Origin of the sequence: Agromyces sp. MMS24-JH15, from assembly GCF_043518605.1 — a bacterium.
GTDB lineage: Bacteria > Actinomycetota > Actinomycetes > Actinomycetales > Microbacteriaceae > Agromyces.
Window position 1 is genome coordinate 3,736,360 of sequence record NZ_CP171358.1, and the last position, 23,915, is coordinate 3,760,274.

A 23,915-nucleotide genomic window follows, 5' to 3' on the forward strand; every position below is an offset into this window, starting at 1 on the left:
GTGGCCCCGTGGCCCAGGACGACGACGCGCAGCACGAGTCGGAGGACGAGTTCCGCGACATGCTCCGCAACCTGTTCGCGGGCGGCGGCGACATCGACCCGGCCAAGCTCGCGGGTGCCGCCGGGTTGCCGAGCGACCCGGCGAGCCTCGCCGCGATGTTCGGCCAGCTCCAGCAGGCGATGGCGCGAGCCGGCGACGGCATCGACTGGGGCGTCGCGCTCAAGCAGGGCGAGCAGCGCGCGGCGACCGGACAGCGGCAGCTCGACGACGACGAGCGCGCCCGCTACGACCAGGCGCTCCAGGTCGCAACCCTCTGGCTCGACGAGGTCGTCGCGGTGTCCTCGCTCCCGGCTCCCGCGGAGCTCCTCACGCGCCGGTCATGGGTCGCCGCGACGATGCCCGTCTGGACCCAGCTCGCCGAGCCCGTCGCGACCAGCATCGCCGACGCGCTCACGCGCACCATGACCGAGCAGGCCCCCGAGGAGATGCGCTCGATGGTCGAGGGGGCGAGCCGGATGATCCGCGGCATCGGCGGCACGATGTTCGCGATGCAGCTCGGGCAGGTCGTGGGCGAGCTCTCGACCGAGGTCGTCTCGGGCGGCGACATCGGCATCCCGCTCATCGAGGACGGCCGCGCGGCGCTCCTCCCCCAGAACGTCGCCGAGTTCGGTGCCGACCTCGAGATCCCCGCCGACCAGGTGGAGCTGTACCTCGCGGTCCGCGAACTCGCGCACGCGAGGCTGTTCCGACACGCGCGCTGGCTGCGGCTCCACTTCATCACCGCGATCACCACGGTCGCGCACGGGATCGAGATCGACACCGAGCGCCTCGAGACGCTCGCGGAGGGGTTCGACCCGTCCGACACGGAGGCCTTGCGCGAGGCGGTGTCGAGCGGCGCGCTGCTGAAGGAGCGGAGCGCACCGCAGCAGGCGGCGCTCGACCGCATCGAGACCATGCTCGCGCTCGTCGAGGGCTGGGTCGACGTCGTGACCGCGGACGCCACCTCGCGACTGCCGAAGGCCGCGCAGGTCGGCGAGACGATCCGCCGGCGCCGCGCGTCGGGCGGCCCGGCCGAGTCGGCGCTCGCGACGCTCGTCGGCCTCGAGCTGCGTCCACGCCGACTCCGGGACGCCGCCGAGCTCTGGCGACAGGTCGGCGCGGCCGTCGGCACCGACGCCCGCGACGCGCTGTGGGGGCATCCCGACCTCCTGCCCACCGCGGAGGACCTGGACGACCCGACCGGCCTGATCGCGCGCCTCACCGGGACCGACTCGCTCGGCGCGGTCGCCGACGAGGAGTTCGACCAGGCGATCGAGGCGCTCCTGCGCGGCGAGACGCCCGCCGGGCCCGGCGAGGACGGCGAGGAGCCGCCCGCGTCCTGAGCGACGCGGGGCGCGTCCCGGGCGACGCCGGGCGCGTCCCGGGCGCGCTGGGGACGACCCCGCCTGCGGCGTCCTGTGGATGACCCGCCTGCGGCGCCCGGCACCTGCGGCAGGCTCGCCGCATGACCCCGCGCATCGACCCGGCCCACCCGCTCGTTTGGCGCACCCCGACCGAGCTCCAGCTCGGCGCCCCCGAACCGGTCGCCGTCCTGCCGGACGCCGACGACGCGGTCGTGCAACTCGTCACCCTGCTCCGTGCGGGGGCGAGCGCGGCGACCGCGCACGTCGTCGGCTCGGGGCTCGGCATGAGCCCGGAACGCGTCGACGACGTGCTCGAGCGGATCGTGCCGGCCTGCACCGACCGCGTGCCCGATTCCTCGGCCGAGCAACGCCCGGCGCCCGCCGTCGTCGCGATCGACGGCACGGGATCGGTCGCCGACGCGGTCGGCCGGGCCCTCGCCGCGCTCGGCCACACCGTCGTCGCGGCCGCCGACGCCGATCCGGACTCGGTCGCACTCGCCGTCGTCTTCAGCGCCTGGACCATCCATCCGTCCGCTCACCGACCGTGGCTGAACCGCGACATCCCGCACCTCGCGGTCACGCGCGCGTCGACCGGCGTCGTCGTCGGCCCGCTCGTCGAGCCCGGCGACGGACCCTGCCTGCGGTGCCTGGACCTCGCGCGGCGCGATGCCGACCCGGCCTGGCCCGCGATCGCGGCCCAGCTCGTCGAACGCGCGCCGGGCCCGCTCGAGCCGCGCCTCGCGCACGACACCGCGGCCTTCGTCGTCGACGTGGTCGACGACCGCGTTCGGGACGCCTCGACCGCGTTGCGGTCGAGGTCGATCCTCATCGAGCGGGACGGACGGCGCGACCTCGATCACGCGCCGCATCCGGACTGCGGATGCCGGCTTCCCGGAGGAATCGCGACGGCTCCCGCTCGGCCCGCTGCCCGCCCTGCCAGCGGGCCCAGCTCAGTTCGAGCCGCGCGCGTGCCCGCGTGATGCCGACGTACAGCAGCCGCCGCTCCTCGTCGATCGCGTCGAAGCCCTTCGCATAGCTGATCGGGAGCAGCCCCTCGGAGAGCCCGACGATGAACACCTCGTCCCATTCGAGGCCCTTGACCGAATGGAGCGTGCCGATCGTGACCGCCTCGAGGACCGGCTCGTGGTTCGTCTCCGCGCGGGCGCGCAGGTCGTCGGCGAAGACGCGGAACGTCGTGCCGGGCGGCTGGTCGTCGACGAGCCGCGCGATCGCGTTGAGCGACTCCCAGCGGTTCCGGACCGCGCCGGGGCCCTCGGGCGCCTGCGCCGACCAGCCGAGCGAGCGAAGCACGTCGCTCACGCTCTTGAACAGCGGCTCGTCGGCGACCGACAGCGCCGCGGCGCGCAGCGCGTAGACGGCCTCGCGCACCTCGGTGCGGTCGAAGAACCGCTGGGTGTTCCGCACGCGGACCGGCACGGATGCCTCGCCGAGCGCCTGCTCCAGCACCGCCGACTGCGAGTTGATGCGCAGCAGCACCGCGATCGATTCGGCCGCGGCGCCCGCGTCGAGCCGGGCGCGGATCCGCGCCGCGACGCCGCGCGCCTCGGCGAGCTCGTCCCGGTACTCGGTGAGCACCGGCTCGACGCGCCGATCGCGTCGCGCGGCGTGCGGGCGGGCGGCGCCACCGGCCGGGGCATCCGCTGCCGGAGCCTGCCCGGCCGGGGCATCCGCCGCCGGGTCCGCTGCCGCATCGGCCGCGGCCGCGCGCAGGCTGAGCGCACCCGCGCGGCCGCGCATGAGCCGGTTGGCGAGGTCGACGATCGCCGAGCTCGAGCGGTAGTTCCGCTCGAGCCGGACGACGGAGGCCCCGGGGTGATCGTGCTCGAACTCCAGCAGATAGCGCGCCGACGCGCCCGCGAACGAGTAGATGGTCTGGCTCGCGTCGCCGACGACGCACAGCTCGCGCCGCTCGCCGAGCCAGAGCTCGAGCAGCCGGTGCTGCGCGGGCGAGACGTCCTGGTACTCGTCGACGACGAAGTGCCGGTACTGCTCGCGCACCTGCATCGCGACCGCGGGCTCCGACTCGATCATCCCCGCCGTCACCAGCAGCACGTCCTCGAAGTCGAACTGGCGCCGCTCGGTCTTCAGGTCCTCGTAGGCGCCCATGAGCGCGAGGTGCTGTTCGGGCGAGAGGTCGCCGGGGGTGCCCCGGGCCGCGATCCGCAGCGCGTACTCGTCGAGGCCGAGGCCCGAGACCTTGCGCCACTCGATCTCGCCCGCGACGTCGCGGAGCGTCGCCTGGTCGACGCGGAGCCGCAGCTTCGACGCCGCTTCGCCGAGCACGCGCCCCTTGAAGTCGAGCAGCCGCGGCGCCGAGCCGCCGACCACGAGCGGCCAGAAGTGGTTGAGCTGGGCGAGCGCGGCCGCGTGGAACGTGCGGGCCGCGACCCTCGGCGCGCCGAGCGCGGCGAGCCGGTTCCGCAGCTCCGCGGCCGCGCGATTCGTGAACGTGATCGCCATCACCCGGGCCGGGTCGTAGGCCCCGGACGCCACGCCGTACGCGATGCGGTGCGTGATCGCGCGCGTCTTGCCCGTGCCGGCGCCCGCGAGCACGCACAGCGGCCCGCCGAGTGCCTCGGCGACGACGCGCTGCGCGTCGTCGAGACCGGCCAGCAGCCGGTCGGACGGGTCCGTCACGAGGTGGTCCACGGGGCATCTGCGGCGATCGGCCCGCCGTACCAGGCCTCGAGCAGCCAGCGGGCGATCGACGTCTCCCCCGGCAGCACGACGTCGGTCGGTGCGATCAGGTCGTCGCGCGTGAACCAGCGCAGTTCCAGGATCTCGGTGCCGTCCGCCACGGCGGACGCCGGGTCGACGCCGGCCGCCGCGCGCGCGCGGAACCCGAGCATGAGGCTGCCCGGGAACGGCCACGGCTGCGACGACGCGTACTCGATGCGATCGACCGCGAGCCCGGCCTCCTCCCGGATTTCGCGCGCGACGGCCGCCTCGAGCGACTCGCCCGGTTCGACGAAGCCCGCGAGCAGGGAGAACCGGCTCGTCTCCCACATCGCGTTCGAGCCGAGCAGGACCCGATCGTCGTCATCGGTCACGAGCACGATCACGGCCGGATCGGTGCGCGGGAAGTGGAGGCTGCCGTCGTCGTCGCACCGGCGCGCCCAGCCCGCCTGCACCGCCTGCGTGGTCGCCCCGCATCGCGGGCACCTCGGGTTGCGGCCGTGCCAGTTCGCGAGTGCGATCGCGGTCGCGGCGAAGGATGCCTCGCGCTCGCCGAGCATCGTCGCGGCGGTGCGGAGCGGGATCCAGCGGGTGCGGTCGGGCTCGACGAGGGCGGCGGTCTCCTCGTCGAAGTCGCGGAACGCGACCGGCCCGGCCGGAGCGTCTGTGGGCTCGCCGGAGTCGTCCGTCGGCCCGCCGGGGTCATCCGTCGGCGCGCCCGGGTCATCCGTGAGCCCGCCGGGCGAAGCCGTCTGCGCGCCCTCCGCGTCCACGCGGCCGCTCGCCTCGCGGCCGAGGTACCCCTGGACGCGGCCGGCGGGAAGGTCGCCCGGCGCGCGCAGGTCGAGCGCGGGAGCGCTGCCGTCGATGCGCTCCGCGAGGAGCACCCGGCCGTCCGAGACGGCGACGACGCGTGCGGACGGGTCGGCGGCGAACCGCGCCTCGTGATCGGGCTCGTCGCGCGCCGACGCGTCGCGATCGACGGCGAACCCAGCCAGCGGCGGGACGCTGCGGTCGGCCATGATCACCTCTGCACGGGCTGCGGTCGGTCTCGGCGGGAAGGCGTGGCGGTCGCCCGTCTCGACGGGAAACCTGCTTAGGCTCGATGCCATGGCCAGACCCGCTCTCACTCTAGCCGCGTTGGCCACGGCGGCGGTTCCCGGGCTCGAGGTCCGCGCCGCCGGGGCGCACACCCGCCGGAGCCACGGGGCGTTCGACGCCGTCCGGCTCCGTTCGGCCGACGGCCGAGACCTCCTCATCCGCGCGCCGCGCACGCAGGCGGCGGAGACCGAGCAATCCGGCGACCTCGTCGCGCTCCGCGCGTTGACGGCCGGCGTGCGCGGACGCCTCCCCTTCGCCGTCCCCGAGGTGATCGGCCAGGCGCCGATCGACCAGACGCGCGCGATCGTGACCGACTTCGTTCCCGGTGCCGCGGCCAACGCCGACGAGCTGACCGAGCACGAGCGGCTCGCCGAGGCGGTCGGACTCGCGATCGCGGCGATCCACTCGCTCCCGAGCGGGTTCATCGTCGATGCCGGACTCCACCGCCGGACGTCCGCCGAGTGCCGCGAGGCCGTGGTCGACGTGATCGACCGCGCGAGCGACACGGGCCGGCTGCCCGCCGCGCTCCTCCGACGCTGGGAGGAGGCGACCGACGACGAGGCGCTCTGGCGGTTCCAGCCGACGGTCGTGAACGGCACGCTCACCGCGGAGTCCTTCCTCATCGAGGGCGATCGCGTCACCGGGATCATCGGGTGGTCGGGCCTCGCGGTCGGCGACCCCGCGCAGGACCTGCACTGGCTGCTCACGTCGCGCGGCGCGCATGCCGAGCGCGCACTCGAGGCGTACACGGTGTCACGGGAGGGCGCCGCCGACGCGCACCTGGCCCCGCGTGCGCTGCTGTACGGGGAGCTCGAGCTCGCCCGCTGGCTGCTCCACGGCGTCGAGCGGCGGGACGATGCGATCGTCGAGGACGCGGTCGCGATGCTCGACGCCCTCGTATCGAGCGTGCACGACCGGACGAGCGATCCGCTGTCGACCGACACCGGGCCGATCCTCGCGGTCTCCGAGGTCGAGCAACTCCTCGATCGGACGCCCCGCGACCGCACGCCCCGCGAGGCCGGCGGCGCGATGCTCACCGACAGCTACGACTTCTCCGACCTCGCGCGCGAGCGCGCGGCCGGCGCACCGACGGCCGATCCGGCGATGACGGCGCCGATCCCGCTCGACCTGAGCGATTGGGGCGACGTCGCCGCCGAGCCGGAACCGACGGCCGAGCCGGTACGGACGGCCGCTCAGCCCGGCCCGGCCGGGGAGCCCGACCTGGCCACCGAGGCCGACCGGGCGGCCGCGCCGGGGCGGGCCGCCGCGCCGGGCGCGGCGCCGACCGGCTCGCCGACGCCCGACGCCGCGACGGCCGCCGACCAGGCCTGACGCAGCGACACCTCGTCCGACAGTTCGTCGGGACGCACGACCCGGTCCTCCTCGACGAAGTAGAACACCGCGTCGATCGCCTCGACCGGGATCCCCGACCACTGGGCGTACGCGAGCCGGTAGAGCGCGAGCTGGGTCTGCTTCAGCGCGAGGTCGCGCGCGTCGCGCGGCCCCTTGCCGGTCTTCCAGTCGACCACCTGCGCGCGGATGCCCCGCCGCCCGGCGTCGCCGGCCGGATCGACGTCGTAGACCGCGTCGATCTTGCAGATGAAGACGTGCTCGCCGATCGGGAGGTGCAGCTCGAGCTCCACCGCGGCGGGCTTCCGGCCCGCCCACTCGGATGCCTCGAACGTCGCCTGCAGCGCGCGCATCCGCTCGTCGTCGGGGGTGATGAGCCGGCGATCCGCGCCGTCGTCGTGGATGGATGCCGCGTCGAGGAGGTCGAGTGCGTCGAGCGCCGACGACTCGCCCTCGCCGCTCGAGCGGTGCTCGACCCAGCGGTGGAACAGCGTGCCGATGCGGGTCGCCCGGAACGGTCGCTGCGGCATGGGGCGCGCGAGCTCGGCCGCCACGGCCGTCGGGTCGTCGACCCAGTCCTTGAACCGCGACGCGGGCACCCTGGTCGGGATCGACCCCGGAACCGCGCCCTCGAGCCGGCGTCGGCGCTCCTCGAGCAGCAGGTCGAGCTCGGAGCGGAGCCTCGGGCCGATGCCCGTGCCGGTCGGCAGGTCTGCGGCGGCACGGACCGCGAGCGCCGCCGCCTCGACCGCGGGGCGTCGCTCGCCGAGCGGATCCATCGGCCAGCGGACCCGGACGTTCGCCTCCGCCCTGGGGTTCTCCTCGACGAGGGGCGCCTCCGGCAGCGCGTCGCCGAGCGCGGCCCCGAGCGCGACGACCTCGCGGAGGAACGGGCTCGGCCCCCGCGGCGTCTTCTGCGACGACCACCAGGATCCGCTGAGGAGCAGGTCGCTGCGGGTGCGCGTCAGGGCGACGTACGCGAGCCGGCGCTCCTCCTCGGCCGCGCGCTCGCCGTTCTCGAGGCGGAACGCGGTCATGGCCTCGTCGAACTCGTGCTGGCTCTGCGCACCGCGCCAGACCAGCTCCGGCAGCTCCGCGCGGTCGCCCTTGAACTCGTTCGGCAGCTCGCCGAGCGCGACCCATCCGCTCGTCGTGCGGGGCTTCGACGGCAGCTCGTCCTCGACCATGCGCGGCACCGCGACGACGTCCCATTCGAGGCCCTTCGAACCGTGGATCGAGAGCACCTGCACGGCGCCGGGCTCGGGCTCGTCCTGTCGCGGGGCGAGGCGGTCGCGCTGCTCGGCCTCGTGGAGCCAGCCGAGGAACGCGCCCAGCGTGGGCGACTCCGAGACCTCGACGAACCCGGCGAGCAGGTCGTCGAACGCCTCCAAGCTCGGCGGCCCGAGCGGCTGGTCGCCGTTCGCGCGCACCTCGATGTCGAGGAGCAGTTCCTGCTGGACGAGGCCGACGAGGTCGATGAGCCCCACCCCGACGCGACGGCGCAGCGCCTGCAACTGACTGCCGGCGCGGCGCATGCGGGCGAGCCCCTCGGTCGTGAATCCGGCGAGCGCGCGGTGGTCGTCGGGCGCCGAGAGCAGGAAGTCGAGCGCATCGACGATCGAGGGCGACTCCTCGGCGGCGATCGACGCGCGCAGTCCCGCACGGACGTCGTCGTCGAGCCGCTGGCGGGCGGCATCCCGATCGCCGAGCCAGGCCGCGAGCCGACGGAGCGCGACGAGGTCGGCCGCGCCGATGCGCCAGCGCGCGCCGGCGAGCAGGCGCACGAGCTCGGCGCCCGCGGTCGGGTCGTGGATCACGCGGAGCGCGCACACGAGGTCGGCGATGACCGGCTGCTCGAGGAGCCCGGCGACGCCGAGCACATGCACCGGCACGCCGCGCGCGCGCAGCGCGCCCGCGAACACGCCGACGACGCCCATGGTCCGGCAGAGGATCGCGCCCGATCGGCGCTCGCCTCCCTCGCCCGCGAGCCGGTCGGCGAACCACGCGGCGACGCGGTCGGCCTCGTCCTCGATGGTCTCGGCCCATGCGACCTCGAGCCGCCCCGGCAGGGCGAACGGCGACGCCGACAGCGGCGCCTTCGGGACGCCGCCGCCCCCGAGCGGCGCGATGAGCCGGTTCGCGGCGTCGAGGACGACGCGCGGATTGCGCCAGCTCGTCGACAGGTCGAACACCGCGTCGTCGCCGTCGGGGGCGAAGTCCCGGCCGAATCGCGCGAGGTTCGCCGCGCTCGCGCCGCGCCAGCCGTAGATCGACTGGTCGGGGTCGCCGACCGCCATCACGGACGTCCCGCCGAACAGCGTCGCGAGCAGCCGGGTCTGCACGACGCTCGTGTCCTGGTACTCGTCCAGGAGCACCGCACGGTAGCGGTCGCAGTACTCGGCGACGACCTCGGGGTGCTCGGTGCAGATCCGCAGTGCGAGGGCGACCTGGTCGGAGAACTCGACGTATCCGCGCCGGCGCTTCGCCTCGGCGTACGCGTCGGCGAGGTCGAGCAGGACCGGCAGCGCGCCCACGTGCCCGAGCGCGGTCGTGAACGACTCGAACGGCGTGCGCTTGCGCGGCCGCCCGATCGGGAGATCGGCCATCCGCAGGAAGTCGGCGACCATCGCCCGGACGTCGCGGCTGTCCGCGACGTTCTCGGCGAGCGCCCGACTCAGCCCCAGCACCGCGCCGGTCACCCGGTCCAGCGACAGGTCGAGGTCGACGAGCCGCTCATCGGTCGAGGCGGCCGCGACCGACCGCGCGAGCTGCCACGCGGATGCCTCGCCGAGCACGGCTGCGTCCGGCTCGCGGCCGATGAGCAGGGCGTGCTCGCGGTAGATCGCGCTCGCGAACGAGTGGTAGGTGCCGACCGCCGCGCCCTCGAGCGGATCGGGGTCGATGTCGGCGATCCGCGCGGCCGCGAGCTGGCCGACGCGCTCGCGCACGCGATCGGCGAGTTCGCCCGCCGCCTTCCGTGTGAACGTGAGCCCGAGGACCTCAGGGACGTCGACGTACCGGTTGGCGAGCAGCCAGACGACGCGGTTCGCCATGGTCTCGGTCTTGCCGCTGCCGGCACCGGCGACGACGAGCGCGCGCCCGCGGGGGTCGGCCTCGATCACGGCGCGCTGTTCCGGGGTCGGCGCGTGCAGGCCGAGGGCGCCCGCGATCTCGACCGCGCCGAGGACGCGATCGGGCGCGTCGGCGAACTCGCCCGGGAGCCCCGTCGCCGGGCGGGCTTCCGCCGCGCTCACGCGGACACCGCCGGAACGACCTGGACGCGGTAGTGCCAGTCGCCGAACCGCGATCGCACCCCGAGGTCGGCCGGGGTCTCGAAGGATCCGCCCGCCATCGTCTGCGCGACGGCCTCGAGCCGGGCGATGAACGCGGCCTCGGCCTCGTCGTCGAAGGGCTGCTGCGACCGCTCGGTGTACGCGAGGCCGCGTGCGGGACTCGCGACGTAGACGAGCTTCGCGCCGCCGTGCCGCCCGCCGCTCGGCACGACCTCGCGGCGGGCCGCGAGCTGGTAGGCCGCGAGCTGCGGATGCGAGGCGGTCTCCGGACCGGTCGGCGCCCGCCGCCCGGTCTTCAGGTCGACGATCACGGTCGTGCCGTCGGGCGACGCCTCGACGCGGTCGATGCTCCCGTTGATGCGCACCCTCCCGACGACGATGGTGAAGCGGCCCTCCGCGCCGAGGAGGACCTTGCCCTCGTCGGCGAACGCCTGGAGGTACTCGGCGGCCCCCTCGGCCATGCGGCGCGCGCCGCGGCGTTCGCGCTCGGCGACCCAGCCCGCCTCGAAGCGCAGCTGCGCCCAGCGCTCCTCGACGCCGGACCAGAGTTCGGCGACGCTCACGTCGGCGTCGGGCCGCGCGCTCAGTTCCTCGACGACGGCGTGCACGATGGTCCCGATGGAGGCGGCGACGCCGGACGGCGGGGAGGCGACGTGGTCGACGAACCAGCCGAGCGGCGACTCCTCCGCACGGTCGATCTGCGAGGGCGAGACCGACACGGTCGCCTCGGGATCGCCCTCGAGGTCGACGATCGGCGCCTCGGTGGATGGCTCGCGCAGGCCGTACCACTCGTCGGGATGCGCCCCCGGCACGCCGGCCTCGGCGAGCATGGCGAGCGCCGCGGCCGCCTCCCCGCGCGCCGCGGCCGCCTCCCCGCGCGTCGCGGGCACCGCCGACCCGCCCGGGCCCGCGGCGGCGTGTGTCGCCGCGCCGGCGGCCTCGCCGACCGCCTCGCGTCGGAGCTCGCCGACGAGCCCGCGGAGGTGCAGCGGTCGACGCCAGGGCTTCCGGACGCGATCGGGCGCGAGTCCCATGAGGATCGATGGCTGCTCCTCGTCGTTCTCGGTGCACGAGAGGACGAGCTGGCGCCGCGCCCTCGACGCCGCGAGCGCGAACAGGCGCAGTTCGTCGGTCCGCGCCGAGTCACGCGCGGCCTTCACCGAGTCCGGCACGGGGGCGGGCTCGCCCGAGCGGGCCGCGGCGACCGATGCGGCCAGCAGGTCGGCGTGCAGCAGGGTCGCGCGCGGGCGCGTGTTCGGCCAGACGCCGTCCTGCAGCCCCGCGACCACCACGACGTCGAACTCGCGGCCGACGAGTCCGGGCGGCGTGCCGACGACCACCGCGTCGGCGGCGCGACGCGGCGCGAGCGAATCCTCGGGCAGCTCGCTCGCGAGCTGGTCCTCGACGAACCGCAGCGCCGGGGCGCCCGGCTCGCGCTCCACGAACCGTTCGGCCGCGGCGCACAGGGCGACCACCGCGTCGAGCGCGCGGTGGGCCTCCTCGGCGAGCACGCCCGTGCCGGCGGCGAGCGCCGCCCACTCGGCAGCGAGCCCGCTGCCGTCCCAGAGCGACCAGAGCACCTCCTCGATGGTGCCGCCCTCCGCGCCGACGCGCCGAGCCGTCGCGAGGAGCTTGGCCAGGTGACCGGCCCGTCGCGCGGGCGCCGCGTCGACGGTCTCGAACCCGCCCGGCGCGCCGAGCGCGTCGACGAGGAGCTCGTCGCCCGTGCGGGTTCCGCCGGACGCGAGCTCCTCGTGCCGCAGCGCGAGTCGCAGCCGTCGGAGGCCGACGCCGTCCAGCCGGCCGATCGGTCCGGTGAGGAGTTCCACGGCGAGTTCGGCGGTCAGCGGCTCGCGGTCGAGGGCGACGGATGCCGCGACGAGGAGCGCGGCCGCCGCCGGCGCATCCCGCAGCGGCGTGCGCGCCTGATCGGCGCTCATCGGCACGTCGGCGAGCGCGAGCCCGCGCACGAACGCGGGCAGGTCCCCGCCGGAGCGCAGGACCACGGCCATCGACGACCACGGCACGCCGTCCAGCAGGTGCCGCTCGCGCAGCAGCGCCGCGACGGCCTGGCACTCGCCGGCGTGCGACGGCGCCGCGACGCCGATGATCGGCGCGAGCGGGTCGTCGTCGGGCCGTTCGTCGGGCTGGAGTCGGTGCGTGCCGCCGAGCGCGGCGCCGATCCGGGCGGTGATGCCCGACACGAGGGTCCGGATCGCCGGCCGCCCACGATGCCCGGCGCCGAGCACGATGCGCTCGACGGGGCCGCCGACGACGCCGTCGAGCACGCCGAGCAGCTCGGGGCGCCCGCCCCGGAAGCCGTTGCTCGCGACGTCGGGGTCGCCGAACGCGACGATCGCGACCCCGCGGCGCGCGAAGGCCGCGAGGAGGTCGGCGGTCGCCTCGGTCGCCTCCTGCGCGTCGTCCACCACGATGAGGCGGAGCCCGGCGAGCCGGCCGAGGGCGGCCTCCGCGGCCGGGTCCTCCACCGACCGTCGGACCACCGCCGCGGCGAACGCCCCGAGCTCGGCCGAGTCGAACGAGTCGGGTCGCACCGCGTCCTTCACCTCGTCGTACTCGGCGAGGAAGTCGCCCGCGGCGATCCACTCCGGCCGCCCGCCCCGCTCCCCGAGCGCGCGCAGCGCCGCGCCGTCGAGGCCGTGCTCCACCGCGCGCATGAGCAGGTCGCGCAGCTCGGAGCGGAATCCCCGCAGGACGCGCACGTCCGGTGCGAACGGCTCCGGCCAGTCGGCGCCGCCGCCGTCGCGGATGCCGCCCTCCACGAGTTCGGCGATGAGTTGGTCGTGCTCGGCTCCCGTGAGCAGGGTGACCGACGTGCCGAGGTGCGCCCGCACGACCTGGAACCCGACCGAGTTCGCGGTCCGCGCGAGCGGTCCCCGCGTGGTCGCGCCGAGCCGCACCGCGAGCCGGTCGCGGAGGTCGTTCGCGGTGTGCCGCGTCGCCGCGAGCACGAGCACCTCGTCGGTCGTGAACCCCAGCCGTTCGACGCGGTCCGCGACGAGGTCGACGACGTGCGCCGTCTTGCCGGACCCCGGCGCCCCGAACACCGCCGCCGACGCCCGGGCGCCGAGTCCGAGCACGCGCTCGCGGTCGCCGCGAGACGCCGCCTGCGAGGGATCCGCGACGTCGGATCCGGCGTCCGCGCCGGCCGGATCGACCAGCGCCGGGAGCAGCTCGGACCGCTCGCGGAGGGTGGGGGAATCGGGCATGCCGTCACCGTAACCCGTTCCGCCGACAGTGAACGCGACCGGGCCCCCGTGGGCCGTGTCGTAGTGTGGGCACGACGACAGAAAGGCGTACCCGTGGACGTTCGCATCGGCATCCAGAACTCCCCCCGCGAGCTCGGTTTCGAGACCGACCAGACGGCGGCCGAGGTGGAGCAGGCAGTCGCCGACGCGCTGGCGGGGAAGGCGCAGCTCCGGCTCACGGACTCGAAGGGCAACGTCTACGTCGTGCCGAGCGCGGCGCTCGCCTACGTCGAGATCGGCTCGGAGGAATCGCGTCGCGTCGGGTTCGTCGCCTGATGGAACTGCTGTTCGTCACGCTCGGCGGAGCCATCCTCGGCCTCGCCGCCCGCTACCTGCTTCCGCGGCGCGCGACCTACGGCACGATCCTCGTGCCCGCGGTCGGCGCCGGCGTCGCGGCCGTCGTCTGGGTCGCGCTGACCTGGCTCGGCTGGGCGTGGGACGGCGGCTGGATCTGGGTCGTCGCGCTCGCCGCGGCCGGCGTGGTCTCGGCGCTCGTCGCCCTCCTGATCGGGCCGAGCCGCGAGCGCGCGGACGCCGAGCTGTTCGAGCGCCTCTCGCGCCCGGGCCGGAGCGCGCGGCGCGCCTGATCGCGCGGCGCGCCTGATCGCACGCGGCGCTGATCGCGTCGCAACCCGGGCCGTCGGCGACTAGGCCGTCAGGCCGAGCGCGTCCATCCGGCGCGTGTGCTCGGCGATGAGCTCGGTGAAGACCGGCTCGGCCTCGTCGTGCACGTGGCTCGGCCGCTCGGCCTCGCGCAATGCGGACCGGGCGACCAGCAGGCAGTCGCCGACGATGCTGCGGCCCCACAGTGCGAGCCGGTCGGCGAGTCCCGGCTGCGCCGCGATCGAGGACTGCAGGATGCCGGCGAGCACCGGCCCGGCGCCCGCCTCCGAGAGGATGCCCCGGACGCGGCCGGCGAGCTCGGTCGGGAGGCCGCCGGACAGGCGCACGAAGAACTCGTCGAGGAATCCGGTCGCCACGTGGATGCCGAGCAGGAGCTCGTGCCACGTGCTCCCCGCGATCACCTCGCGGAAGCGCTCCGCGCCCGACGCGAACGGCTCCATCATCGACACCGGCTCGACGCCCTCGCGGCGGAGCTCGGCGATGAGCGCGTGGTGCTTGCGCAGCGCGACGCCCGCAGCCGCCGAGAGCCCCTCCTTGTCGGCGAACGTGGGCGCCTCGATGACCGCCCTCGCGAGCGCCTCGAACGCCTCGAGCTGGATCGTCGCCGCCTGCCCGAGGAACGCGAGCGGGTCGGGCGTCAGGTCCGTGAAATCGACCTTGGTCAGGGTGGTCGGGGCGACGAACGGACGCATCCCCGCCTCGGGGCGCACGCCGCCCCGCTTGCTCCACGTCACCACCCGTTCAGCATATCCCCGGGGTGCGCGGCTCCCGCTCCGATAGGGTGGTCGGGTACGCGGACGACGGAGCCGCGACCGGGCGCCTGCAGGGAATCAGGGCGCTCACCCTCCTCGACGCTGTCGGCAACGACACCGGCAGCCCCGACACCGACAGGCAGACCACTTCTTTGAGCACCTTCGCAGACCTCGGCATCGCGTCCGACATCGTCGACGCACTCGCCGGGAAGGGCATCACCGAGCCCTTCCCCATCCAGCAGCAGACCATTCCCCTCGCCCTCTCCGGCCAGGACATCATCGGCCAGGCCAAGACCGGCACGGGCAAGACCTTCGGCTTCGGCCTCCCGATCATCCAGCGCATCGGCGACGTCCCCGAGCCAGGGGTCAAGGTGCTCGTGGTCGTCCCGACGCGCGAGCTGTGCGTCCAGGTGACCGAGGACCTCGAGCTCGCGACCTCGAACCGCCCCACGAAGGTCGTCTCGATCTACGGCGGCAAGGCGTACGAGGGCCAGATCGAGCAGCTGAAGGCGGGCGCGCAGATCGTCGTCGGCACGCCCGGCCGCCTCCTCGACCTCGCCGGCCAGCGCCTGCTGAGCCTGAAGGACGTCCAGGAGATGGTCCTCGACGAGGCCGACAAGATGCTCGACCTCGGCTTCCTCGCCGACATCGAGAAGCTGTTCGCGCAGACCCCCGCGAACCGCCACACCATGCTCTTCTCGGCCACCATGCCGGGCCCGATCGTCGCGCTCGCGCGCCGCTTCATGTCGAAGCCGATCCACATCCGCGCGAACGACCCCGACGAGGGCCTCACGCAGGCGAACATCAAGCACCTCATCTACCGGGCGCACTCGCTCGACAAGGATGAGGTGATCGCGCGCATCCTCCAGGCCGAGGGCCGCGGCAAGACGGTCATCTTCACGCGCACGAAGCGCGCAGCGGCCCGGCTCGTCGAGGAGCTGAACGACCGCGGCTTCAACGCCGCCGCCGTCCACGGCGACCTCGGCCAGGACCAGCGCGAGCGGGCGATGGCCGCGTTCAAGGCCGGGAAGAAGGACGTCCTGATCGCCACGGATGTCGCGGCGCGCGGCATCGACGTCGACGACGTGACCCACGTCATCAACCACACGATCCCCGACGACGACAAGGTGTACCTGCACCGCGCGGGCCGCACCGGCCGCGCCGGGAAGACCGGCATCGCGGTGACCTTCGTCGACTGGGAGGACCTGCACAAGTGGGCCCTCATCAACCGTGCGCTCGAGTTCGGCCAGCCCGAGCCGACCGAGACCTACTCGTCGAGCCCGCACCTGTTCGAGGACCTCGCCATCCCCGCCGGCACGAAGGGCCGCCTGAAGCCGGCGGCTGCGGCCGCGTCGGCGAGCCGGTCGAGCACGGCGGGCCGCAGCGAGGCGCCCGAGGGCGAGCCCCGCGCGCCCCGGTCGCGGACGCGCACGCGGACCCGTGGCGGCGCCTCCACCGGTGAGCGGTCGACGGAGGCCGCGACGACGACGACCGAGGCATCCGGCGAGTCCCGCGAACCGGGCGCCGGCACGCACGACGGCAAGGGCCACGAGCACCACGACGGGAACGCGGCGCCGCGTCGGCGCCGCCGTCGTCGGGGCGGCTCGCGGTCGGGCGGCGGCCAGGCCCCGGCGGCGCCGCAGGCCTGATCGCGCGGCCGACTCCGGTCAGGGCCGGATCGGCTTCGAGCCGGTCCCCTCGGCGAGGATGCGCCGGACCACGTCCTCCGAGGTCCGGCGTTCGCCGAGCCGGTTCGGCTTGCCCGCGCCGTGGTAGTCGCTCGACCCCGTGATCGCGAGGCCGAACCGCTCCGCGAGCCGCCGAAGCCGCGGCAGCGCGTCGGGCCGGTTCTCGGGGTGGTCGATCTCGAGGCCGAACAGGCCCGCATCGACGAGGCGGGCCATCCGCTCGTCCGGCAGCACGCGATCAGCCCCCCTCGTGCCCGGGTGCGCGAGCACGGGCACCCCGCCCGCCGCGCGGATCAGCCGGATGCCGGTCAGCGGGTCGGGCGCGTAGTGCGGCTGCACGTAGCCGGTGCGCGGGTGCAGGATGCCGGCGAACGCGTCGGAGCGGGTCGGCACGTGGCCGCGCGCGACGAGCGCGTCGGCGATGTGCGGGCGGCCGACGGTCGCGCCCTCGGCCGTCTGGGCGAGCACGTCGTCCCAGTCCAGGTCGTAGTCGCGGGCGATGCGCCGCACGATCTCCTCGGCACGCGTGAGCCGGGACTCGCGGATGCGCGCCGTCTCGGCGAGCAGCCCCGGATCGTGGGGGTCCAGGAGGTACCCGAGCAGGTGGACGCTCGTGTAGGCCTCGCGCGTGGTGAGCTCGATGCCGGGGATGAGCGCGACGCCCGTCGCCGCGACCGCTCCGGCCGCGTGGGCCCAGCCGGCCGTCGAGTCGTGGTCGGTGAGCGCGATCGCCTCGAGGCCGACCGCGGCGGCCTCGGCGAGCAGGTCGGCCGGTTCCACCGTCCCGTCGGAGACGGTCGAGTGCACGTGGAGGTCGGCCCCGCCGACGGCGGCGGGCTCGGCGGGTGGCATGACCCCATGCTAGGCCGTGGACTCACAGCGGACCGCCAGCCTGCCGCGGCAACCGCCGGCGGCACCCTGTCATAGGTTGGGAGGATGCTCCCCCGGCTCCTCGGCTGGCTCGTCGTCGCCGTCGCGACCGTCGTCGGCGCGATCCTGCTCTGGCCGCAGGCGTTCGGGCTCAACGACCAGTGGATCGCGGCCCACGTGGTCGCCCTGCGCGGGACCGCGGCGCTCGTCGCCGTGGCCGCCGCCGTGCTGTTCGGCACGCTCGGCGCGATCCGGGCCATCCGCACGACGTGCTTCGCACTCGCGCTCGTGCTCGTCGTGTTCGCGCTCGGCAACGCCGCGGTCCTCGTCAACCGCGGGCTCGGCTCGGCGACGCCGGGCGCCGGGCCCGACGACGCGATCACGGTGCTGTCGTGGAACACCTACGGCGAGGTGCCGGACCCGCAGCAGATCGTCGACCTCGCGGTCGACGAGGGCGCCGACATCGTCGTGCTCCCGGAGACGACCGGCGAGGTCGGCGAGGAGGTCGCGGTCCGCATGGGCGAGGCGGGCTCGCCGATGTGGGTGCACTCGATCGCGTTCGACGAGATCTCGAAGGCGCGCTCGACCACGCTGCTCGTGTCGCCCGCGCTCGGCGACTATCGGGTCGTGAGCCCCGAGTGGCCGGGCCCGCCGGACAACACGAACACGCTGCCGACCGTCGTCGCCGAGTCCGCGTCCGGCGATGGCCCGACCATCGTCGCAGCGCACGCGGTCGCGCCGATCCGGTGGGAGCTGCGGAACTGGCGGAGCGACCTCGACTGGCTCGCCTCCCTGTGCGACGGCGACGAGGGCGACGGCGACGGCGACGGCGACGACGGCGTGATCATGGCGGGCGACTTCAACGCGACCCTCGACCACTTCGCCGGCCGCGGCGTGGACGGCGGCGACCTCGGCCGGTGTCGCGACGCCGCGGACGTGACGGGCGCGGCGGGACTCGGCACGTGGCCGTCCTGGGCCCCGGAACTGCTCGGCAGCCCCATCGACCACGTGCTCGCGACGCCGGACTGGCGGGCGGTGTCGTTCCGCGTCGTCGGCGAGCTCGACGGGTCGGGCAGCGACCACCGGCCCGTGGTCGCGACGTTCGTCCGCGCAGGCTGAGCGCACCCGCACCCCGCCGACCCCCAGCCGCGCGGTGCGAGAATGGACGGCATGTCCGAGACGACCGACACCAGCACCGCACCCGCCGAACCGGCCGCCGAGGCCACCGCCGAGGAGGGCGGGCGCAACGCGAACCGGTCGACCACGCCGACCTCGGACGGCTTCCGCGAGTACATCGGCAGCGGCTGGGCCGAGCGCGACGAGGCGCTGCCCGCAGCGCGCGAATCCGCCGCGTACGCGGCCGAGCGCCGGTCCCGCCTCTCGGCGGAGTTCCCCGGCATGCGCCTCATCGTGCCGGCGGGCGACCTCAAGCAGCGCGCGAACGACACCGACTACCCCTTCCGCGCGCACAGCGCGTTCGCCTACCTCACCGGGTGGGGCAGCGACTCCGAGCCCGGCGCCGTGCTGGTGCTCGAGCCCGAGGGCGGCGAGGGCCACCTCGCGACGCTCTACTTCCGCGAGCGCGCCGGGCGCGACACCGAGGAGTTCTACGCGAACCCCGCGATCGGCGAATTCTGGATCGGCCCGCGGCCGTCGCTCGCGCACGTCGCCGCCGACCTCGGCGTCGGCACGCGCGACCTCGGCGAGTTCGACGCCATCGTCGAGCGCGTCGACACCGCGACCATGGTCGTGCGCGAGGCGGATGCCGCCCTCACGGAGAAGGTCGACCACGCGCGCATCCGGTTCGCCGCCGAGCGGGCGCTCTCGACGAACGCGCAGGACGCGCCGTTCAGCCTCGAGGTCGGGACCGACCACGAACCCGACGCCGACCTGGCCCGCGTGCTGAGCGAGCACCGGCTGGTGAAGGACGCGTACGAGATCGCCGAGCTGCGCGCCGCGATCGCGGCGACCGCGCGCGGGTTCGGCGAGGTGCTCCGGGAGCTCCCCCGCATCACGGGCGAGGTCCGCGGCGAGCGCGTCATCGAGGGCGTGTTCGCGACCCGCGCGCGCCTGGACGGCAACGACGTCGGCTACGGCTCGATCGCCGCGGCGGGCCCGCACGCCACGATCCTGCACTGGACCCGGAACGACGGCCCGGTGGCCCCCGGCGACCTGGTGCTCCTCGACGCCGGCGTGGAGGCGGACAGCTACTACACGGCCGACATCACCCGCACCTTCCCCGTGAACGGGACCTACTCGGACGTGCAGCGCCTCGTCTACGAGGCCGTGCGCGAGGCGGCCGACGCGGCGTTCGCGATCGTGCGGCCCGGCACCGTGTTCCGCGAGGTGCACGCCGCCGCGATGGCCGTGATCGCGCGCAAGACCGCCGAGTGGGGGTTCCTCCCGGTCTCGGCCGAGGAGTCGCTCGAGCCCGACAAGCAGTACCACCGCCGGTACATGGTGCACGGCACGAGCCACCACCTCGGGCTCGACGTCCACGACTGCGCGCAGGCGCGCCGCGAGCTGTACCTGGACGGCGTGATCGAGGCCGGCATGGTCTTCACGATCGAGCCCGGGCTCTACTTCCAGCCCGACGACCTGACCGTGCCCGCGGAGTTCCGCGGCATCGGCGTGCGCATCGAGGACGACATCCTGGTCACGGCCGACGGCGCGGAGAACCTGTCCGCGGCGATCCCGCGCACGGCCGACGAGGTCGAGGCCTGGGTGCGCGGCGCGGGTCGCTGACCCGGGGCCGGTTCACGTTCGAAGCACGTTCCGGCGGGCGAAGCACGCCCGGAACGGCTTCGATCGCCGGAACCGGATTCCGGCGCGGGCGAGCGCGGTGAGCGGCGCGAGTGAGCGGGGCGTCCGGCGCGAGCGCGGCGCTCAGCGAGCGGATGCCTCGTCGGCGTCCGAGGCGTCGGGCTCCGAGGCATCCGGTCCCGTGGCATCCGACCCCGTGGCATCCGGCGCGGTGCGCTCGCCGTACTGCGGCGGCGCCGCCTCGGCGGCCGCCCGCGCGCGAGCCTTGCGCGCCGCATCCTGCGCCTCGCCGTAGGTCCTGGGCGGCGGGGCGTCCGGGTCGACCCGCGGGGTCGGGGCCGGCTCGGCGACCGGCTTCGGGGCCTCGGGGCGCACCGGCTCCGGGCGCGCCGCCTCGGGCCCGGCGGCATCGGGTCGCCACGCCGGCGTCGAGCCCGTCCGCGGCCCCGGCGCCTCGACGCCGAGCACGCTGCGGGCCCGCTCGACGTGCGCGGAGTGCGCGATGATCGCGTACCGGGTCGCGATGACCTGCATGGTCGAGGTGAAGTCGCGTCGGCGGCGGTTCGCGGAGTACGTGACGAGCCCGAAGATCATGCCGAAGCCGGCACCGATGAGGACCGCGGACGCGAGCAGGCCGATGCCCGTCCCGGTCGGCGAGAAGATGAAGAACAGCAGGCCGAGGAACAGGCCGAACCACGCGCCCGACAGCGCGCCGGCGCCCGCGGCGCGACCCCACGTGAGCTTGCCCGTGATGCGCTCGACGCTCGTGAGGTCGGTGCCGATGATCGACAGCTCGCGCACCGGGAAATCGGCCTTGGCGAGCCGGTCCACGGCGGCCTGGGCCTCCTGGTACGTCTCGTAGCCGGCCACGGTCTCGCCCGTCGGCAACGTCGGGAACCGCTGTGCCATGCGCCTGCCGAACGGGCTCGGGGTGCTCATCCGCCCATTCTCCCACGCGCGGCCGATCCCGCCGGCGTGCGCGCACGATCGCGCCGGCCCGCCGCGCCCGGCGGCGCGGAGCGGACCGCCGACGGCCCGGGTGCCGGTGACCGCGTGACGGCCGGATGCACGCGACCGGGGCTAAGTTTGTAGGCGTGAGCGCCACGAGAGTCTTCGTCGCCCGACTCGCCGGGTCCGCCGTGTTCGACCCCGCCGGAGATCGGGTCGGGCGCGTGCGCGACGTGCTCGTCGTCTATCGACGGGACGACCCGCCGCGCGTGGTCGGACTCATCGTCGAGATCCCGGGCAAGCGCCGGGTGTTCCTCTCGATCGGTCGCGTGACCTCGATCGCGGGCGGCCAGGTCATCACGACCGGGCTGATGAACCTGCGCCGGTTCGAGCAGCGCGGCGGCGAGGTCCGCGTGATCGCCGAGATGCTCGGGCGCAAGGTCGCCTTCAACGACGGCTCCGGCTTCGCGAGCGTCGAGGATGTCGCGATCGAGGAGCAGGACCCCGGCGAGTGGGAGGTCGCGCAGCTCTTCGTCCGCCGCCCCAAGGGCGCGACGCCCTTCACGAAGGGTCCGTCGGCGTACGTCACGTGGCGCGAGGTGCGCGAGCAGATCGCGGTCGGCGAGGCGCAGTCGGCCGAGGCGCTCATCGCGACCTACTCGGAGCTCAAGCCCGCCGACCTCGCGAACACGCTGCTCGACCTGTCGCCGCAGCGCCGGCAGGAGGTCGCCGAGGAGCTCTCGGACGACCGTCTCGCCGACGTCCTCGAGGAGATGCGCGAGGCCGACCAGGTCGAGATCATCTCGAGCCTCGGCGACGACCGCGCCGCCGACGTGCTCGACCACATGGAGCCCGACGACGCCGCCGACCTCATCGCCCAGCTCCCGGAGGAGCGCGGCGAGCACCTGCTGGAGCTCATGGAGAGCGAGGAGGCCGACGACGTCCGCTTCCTCCTCGCCTACGGCGCCGACACGGCGGGCGGCCTCATGACGACCGAGCCGATCATCGTCTCGGCCGACGCGACCGTCGCCGAGGGCCTCGCGCTGATCCGACGCCACGACCTGCCGCCCGCGCTCGGCGCGGCGGTCTGCGTCACCCTGCCGCCGTACGAGCCGCCGACCGGCCGGTTCCTCGGCGTCGTGCACTTCCAGCGGATGCTCCGCTACCCGCCGCACGAGCGCCTCGGATCCCTGCTCGACCAGGGCCTCGAGCCGGTGCGCGCCGACACGTCGGCCGCCGAGGTCAGCCGCATCCTCGCGAGCTACGACCTCGTGTCCGTGCCCGTCGTGGACGAGAAGCACCGCCTCGTCGGCGTCGTGACCGTCGACGACGTGCTCGACTACCTGCTGCCGGACGACTGGCGAAGTCATCCCGAGGAATCCGACGTGACGCGCAAGGCGAGCGTCCGCGCGCAGCTCAACACGGGGAGCATCCCGATCCCGAACGGAAGGAGGGCAGGAGATGGCACGCGCTGACGTCGACGACCGGCGATTCGAGACCCCGAAGGGCATGCGCCGATCTGCGCCCTTCGGCGGGGGCGACAAGGACCGCTTCGGGCGGTTCTCCGAGGCGTTCGCGCGCGGCATGGGCACGTCGGGCTTCCTCATCGGCATGACGGTGTTCGTGCTGGTCTGGCTCGGCTGGAACAGCTTCATGCCGACCGACGTGCAGTTCGATCCGCGCGCGACCAACTTCACGCTGCTGACGCTCATCCTGTCGCTGCAGGCCTCGTACGCGGCGCCGCTCATCCTGTTGGCGCAGAACCGCCAGGACGACCGCGACCGCGTGCAGATCGAGCAGGACCGCCAGCGCGCCGAGCGCAACCTCGCCGACACCGAGTACCTCGCGCGCGAGGTCGTGGCGCTGCGGCTCGCGGTGCGCGACCTCGCCTCGAAGGACTTCATCCGCTCCGAGCTCCGGCAGGTGCTCGAGGAGCTCGACCGGCGCGACGAGGAGGAGGCCGAGCGTGCCGCCGCTCCCGCCTCCTGACGCGGCGGAACTCGAGCTCCGCGTCCGCGCCGCGCTCGGCGGCGTGATCGACCCGGAGATCCGCAAGCCCATCACCGAGCTCGACATGGTCGGCGGCGTCGCCGTCGGCGACGACGGCCGGGTGCGCGTGGACGTGCGACTCACGATCGTCGGATGCCCCGCGAGCGACCGCATCGAACGCGACGTCCGGCAGGCTGCCGAGTCCGCGGTCGGTGCGGGAAATGCCGACGTCGTGCTCTCGGTCATGACGCCCGAGCAGCGGGCGGCCCTCACCGAGCGGCTGCGCGGCGGCCGGGCCGCACGGACGAACCCGTTCGGCCCGGGCACGCTCACGCGCGTGATCGCCGTGACCAGCGGCAAGGGCGGCGTCGGCAAGTCGACGCTCACCGCGAACCTCGCGGTCGCGCTTGCGGCGCGCGGGCTGTCGGTCGGCCTGGTCGACGCGGACGTGCACGGCTTCTCGATCCCGGGCCTGCTCGGGCTCGTCGACGCCGACGGCACCGCCGTCCGCCCGACGCGCGTCGACGACATGATCCTGCCGCCGGTCGCGCACGGCGTGAAGGCGGTCTCGATCGGGATGTTCGTCGAGCCGGCCGAGCCCGGCGGGCGCGCGTCCTCCGTCGCGGTCGCCTGGCGGGGCCCGATGCTGCACCGGACCCTTCAGCAGTTCCTGACCGACGTGCACTTCGGCGATCTCGACGTGCTGCTCGTCGACCTGCCGCCGGGGACGGGCGACATCGCGATCTCGCTCGGGCAGCTCCTGCCGAACGCCGAGGTCGTCGTCGTGACGACGCCGCAGGCGGCGGCGGCCGACGTGGCCGAGCGGTCGGGCGTCGTCGCGCGCCAGACCGGACAGCAGGTGGTCGGCGTGGTCGAGAACATGGCCGCGTTCACGGGCGCGGACGGCGCGGTGCTGGAGCTGTTCGGCTCGGGCGGCGGCGCGGAGGTCGCCCGACGCCTCTCCGAGGGGCAGGACGCGCCGGTGCCGCTGCTCGCGAGCGTCCCGCTCAGCGTCGCGCTCCGGCGCGGCGGCGACGACGGCGTGCCCGTCGTCATCGCCGAGCCCGACGACCCGGCGGCGCGCGCGATCGAGCAGGTCGCGGCCGCGCTCGCGTCCCGGCCGCGCTCGCTCCTGGGCCGCCGGCTCGACGTCTCGGTCAGGTGAGCG

Annotated in this window: 16 protein-coding genes and 2 pseudogenes; 11 read left to right on the forward strand and 7 right to left on the reverse strand. The window is 74.9% G+C overall.

Annotation, left to right across the window (positions count from 1 at the left end; translation table 11 throughout):
- The first annotated feature begins 8 nt into the window (after positions 1-8).
- Together ACDF64_RS17075 and ACDF64_RS17080 are read left to right on the forward strand one after the other, a co-directional pair.
- Positions 9-1,382, forward strand: a complete 1,374-nt coding sequence (locus ACDF64_RS17075; RefSeq protein WP_394552543.1) for a zinc-dependent metalloprotease — start codon at positions 9-11, stop codon at positions 1,380-1,382.
- A gap of 305 nt (positions 1,383-1,687) precedes the next feature.
- Positions 1,688-2,290, forward strand: a pseudogene (locus ACDF64_RS17080) (TOMM precursor leader peptide-binding protein); the annotation flags it as partial.
- On the opposite strand, the gene ACDF64_RS17085 reads toward ACDF64_RS17080, so the two are convergent.
- Positions 2,229-4,061 carry an ATP-dependent helicase gene (locus ACDF64_RS17085; RefSeq protein WP_394552544.1) on the reverse strand — a complete coding sequence of 611 codons (1,833 nt, stop codon included), beginning with the start codon at positions 4,059-4,061 and terminating at the stop codon, positions 2,229-2,231. The pseudogene ACDF64_RS17080 and the gene ACDF64_RS17085 sit on opposite strands and share 62 nt — an antisense overlap.
- A complete protein-coding gene (nudC, locus tag ACDF64_RS17090; RefSeq protein WP_394552545.1) occupies positions 4,058-5,122 on the reverse strand; it encodes an NAD(+) diphosphatase in 1,065 nt (354 codons plus the stop codon). Before nudC ends, ACDF64_RS17085 begins: the two co-directional genes overlap by 4 nt.
- A gap of 88 nt (positions 5,123-5,210) precedes the next feature.
- Between nudC and ACDF64_RS17095 the strand changes: the two are divergent.
- Positions 5,211-5,936 (forward strand): annotated as a pseudogene (locus tag ACDF64_RS17095) (phosphotransferase); the annotation flags it as partial.
- Between the two features lie 458 nt (positions 5,937-6,394).
- Here ACDF64_RS17095 and ACDF64_RS17100 read toward each other — a convergent pair.
- Both ACDF64_RS17100 and ACDF64_RS17105 read right to left on the reverse strand, forming a co-directional pair.
- On the reverse strand, positions 6,395-9,805 hold the full coding sequence (locus ACDF64_RS17100) for a UvrD-helicase domain-containing protein (protein ID WP_394552546.1): 3,411 nt from the start codon (positions 9,803-9,805) through the stop codon (positions 6,395-6,397).
- The gene (locus ACDF64_RS17105; protein ID WP_394552547.1) at positions 9,802-13,074 is read right to left on the reverse strand and encodes a PD-(D/E)XK nuclease family protein; all 3,273 of its coding nucleotides are present in this window, start codon (positions 13,072-13,074) and stop codon (positions 9,802-9,804) included. Before ACDF64_RS17105 ends, ACDF64_RS17100 begins: the two co-directional genes overlap by 4 nt.
- Before the next feature lie 93 nt (positions 13,075-13,167).
- Here ACDF64_RS17105 and ACDF64_RS17110 point away from each other — a divergent pair, with 93 nt between their 5' ends.
- Together ACDF64_RS17110 and ACDF64_RS17115 are read left to right on the forward strand one after the other, a co-directional pair.
- Entirely contained in the window at positions 13,168-13,389 is a 222-nt protein-coding gene (locus tag ACDF64_RS17110; RefSeq protein WP_394552548.1) for a DUF3107 domain-containing protein, read from the forward strand.
- Positions 13,389-13,700, forward strand: a complete 312-nt coding sequence (locus ACDF64_RS17115; protein ID WP_394552549.1) for a hypothetical protein — start codon at positions 13,389-13,391, stop codon at positions 13,698-13,700. Before ACDF64_RS17110 ends, ACDF64_RS17115 begins: the two co-directional genes overlap by 1 nt.
- A 60-nt stretch (positions 13,701-13,760) precedes the next feature.
- On the opposite strand, the gene ACDF64_RS17120 is transcribed toward ACDF64_RS17115, so the two are convergent.
- Positions 13,761-14,474 carry a ferritin-like fold-containing protein gene (locus tag ACDF64_RS17120; RefSeq protein WP_394552550.1) on the reverse strand — a complete coding sequence of 238 codons (714 nt, stop codon included), beginning with the start codon at positions 14,472-14,474 and terminating at the stop codon, positions 13,761-13,763.
- A 167-nt stretch (positions 14,475-14,641) separates the two neighbouring features.
- On the opposite strand from ACDF64_RS17120, the gene ACDF64_RS17125 reads away from it, so the two are divergent.
- Positions 14,642-16,138 carry a DEAD/DEAH box helicase gene (locus ACDF64_RS17125; RefSeq protein ID WP_394555190.1) on the forward strand — a complete coding sequence of 499 codons (1,497 nt, stop codon included), beginning with the start codon at positions 14,642-14,644 and terminating at the stop codon, positions 16,136-16,138.
- 18 nt (positions 16,139-16,156) lie between these two features.
- On the opposite strand, the gene ACDF64_RS17130 is transcribed toward ACDF64_RS17125, so the two are convergent.
- A complete protein-coding gene (locus tag ACDF64_RS17130; RefSeq protein ID WP_394552551.1) occupies positions 16,157-17,029 on the reverse strand; it encodes a PHP domain-containing protein in 873 nt (290 codons plus the stop codon).
- 84 nt (positions 17,030-17,113) lie between these two features.
- On the opposite strand from ACDF64_RS17130, the gene ACDF64_RS17135 reads away from it, so the two are divergent.
- Together ACDF64_RS17135 and ACDF64_RS17140 are read left to right on the forward strand one after the other, a co-directional pair.
- Positions 17,114-18,166: an endonuclease/exonuclease/phosphatase family protein gene (locus tag ACDF64_RS17135; protein WP_394552552.1), complete on the forward strand. Its 1,053-nt coding sequence runs from the start codon at positions 17,114-17,116 to the stop codon at positions 18,164-18,166.
- Between the two features lie 51 nt (positions 18,167-18,217).
- Positions 18,218-19,792: an aminopeptidase P family protein gene (locus ACDF64_RS17140; protein ID WP_394552553.1), complete on the forward strand. Its 1,575-nt coding sequence runs from the start codon at positions 18,218-18,220 to the stop codon at positions 19,790-19,792.
- 141 nt (positions 19,793-19,933) lie between these two features.
- On the opposite strand, the gene ACDF64_RS17145 is transcribed toward ACDF64_RS17140, so the two are convergent.
- Positions 19,934-20,749, reverse strand: coding sequence for a general stress protein (locus ACDF64_RS17145; RefSeq protein WP_394552554.1), 816 nt, complete (start codon positions 20,747-20,749; stop codon positions 19,934-19,936).
- A gap of 155 nt (positions 20,750-20,904) precedes the next feature.
- Here ACDF64_RS17145 and ACDF64_RS17150 point away from each other — a divergent pair, with 155 nt between their 5' ends.
- Genes ACDF64_RS17150 through ACDF64_RS17160 form a run of 3 tightly spaced genes read left to right on the forward strand, consistent with a single transcriptional unit; the run spans position 20,905 to position 23,912 of the window.
- A complete protein-coding gene (locus ACDF64_RS17150; protein WP_394552555.1) occupies positions 20,905-22,233 on the forward strand; it encodes a magnesium transporter MgtE N-terminal domain-containing protein in 1,329 nt (442 codons plus the stop codon).
- Positions 22,220-22,747 carry a DUF1003 domain-containing protein gene (locus tag ACDF64_RS17155; RefSeq protein WP_394552556.1) on the forward strand — a complete coding sequence of 176 codons (528 nt, stop codon included), beginning with the start codon at positions 22,220-22,222 and terminating at the stop codon, positions 22,745-22,747. Before ACDF64_RS17150 ends, ACDF64_RS17155 begins: the two co-directional genes overlap by 14 nt.
- Positions 22,725-23,912, forward strand: a complete 1,188-nt coding sequence (locus tag ACDF64_RS17160) for an Mrp/NBP35 family ATP-binding protein (protein ID WP_394552557.1) — start codon at positions 22,725-22,727, stop codon at positions 23,910-23,912. The genes ACDF64_RS17155 and ACDF64_RS17160 overlap by 23 nt, the downstream gene beginning before the upstream one ends.
- Positions 23,913-23,915 lie beyond the last annotated feature (3 nt).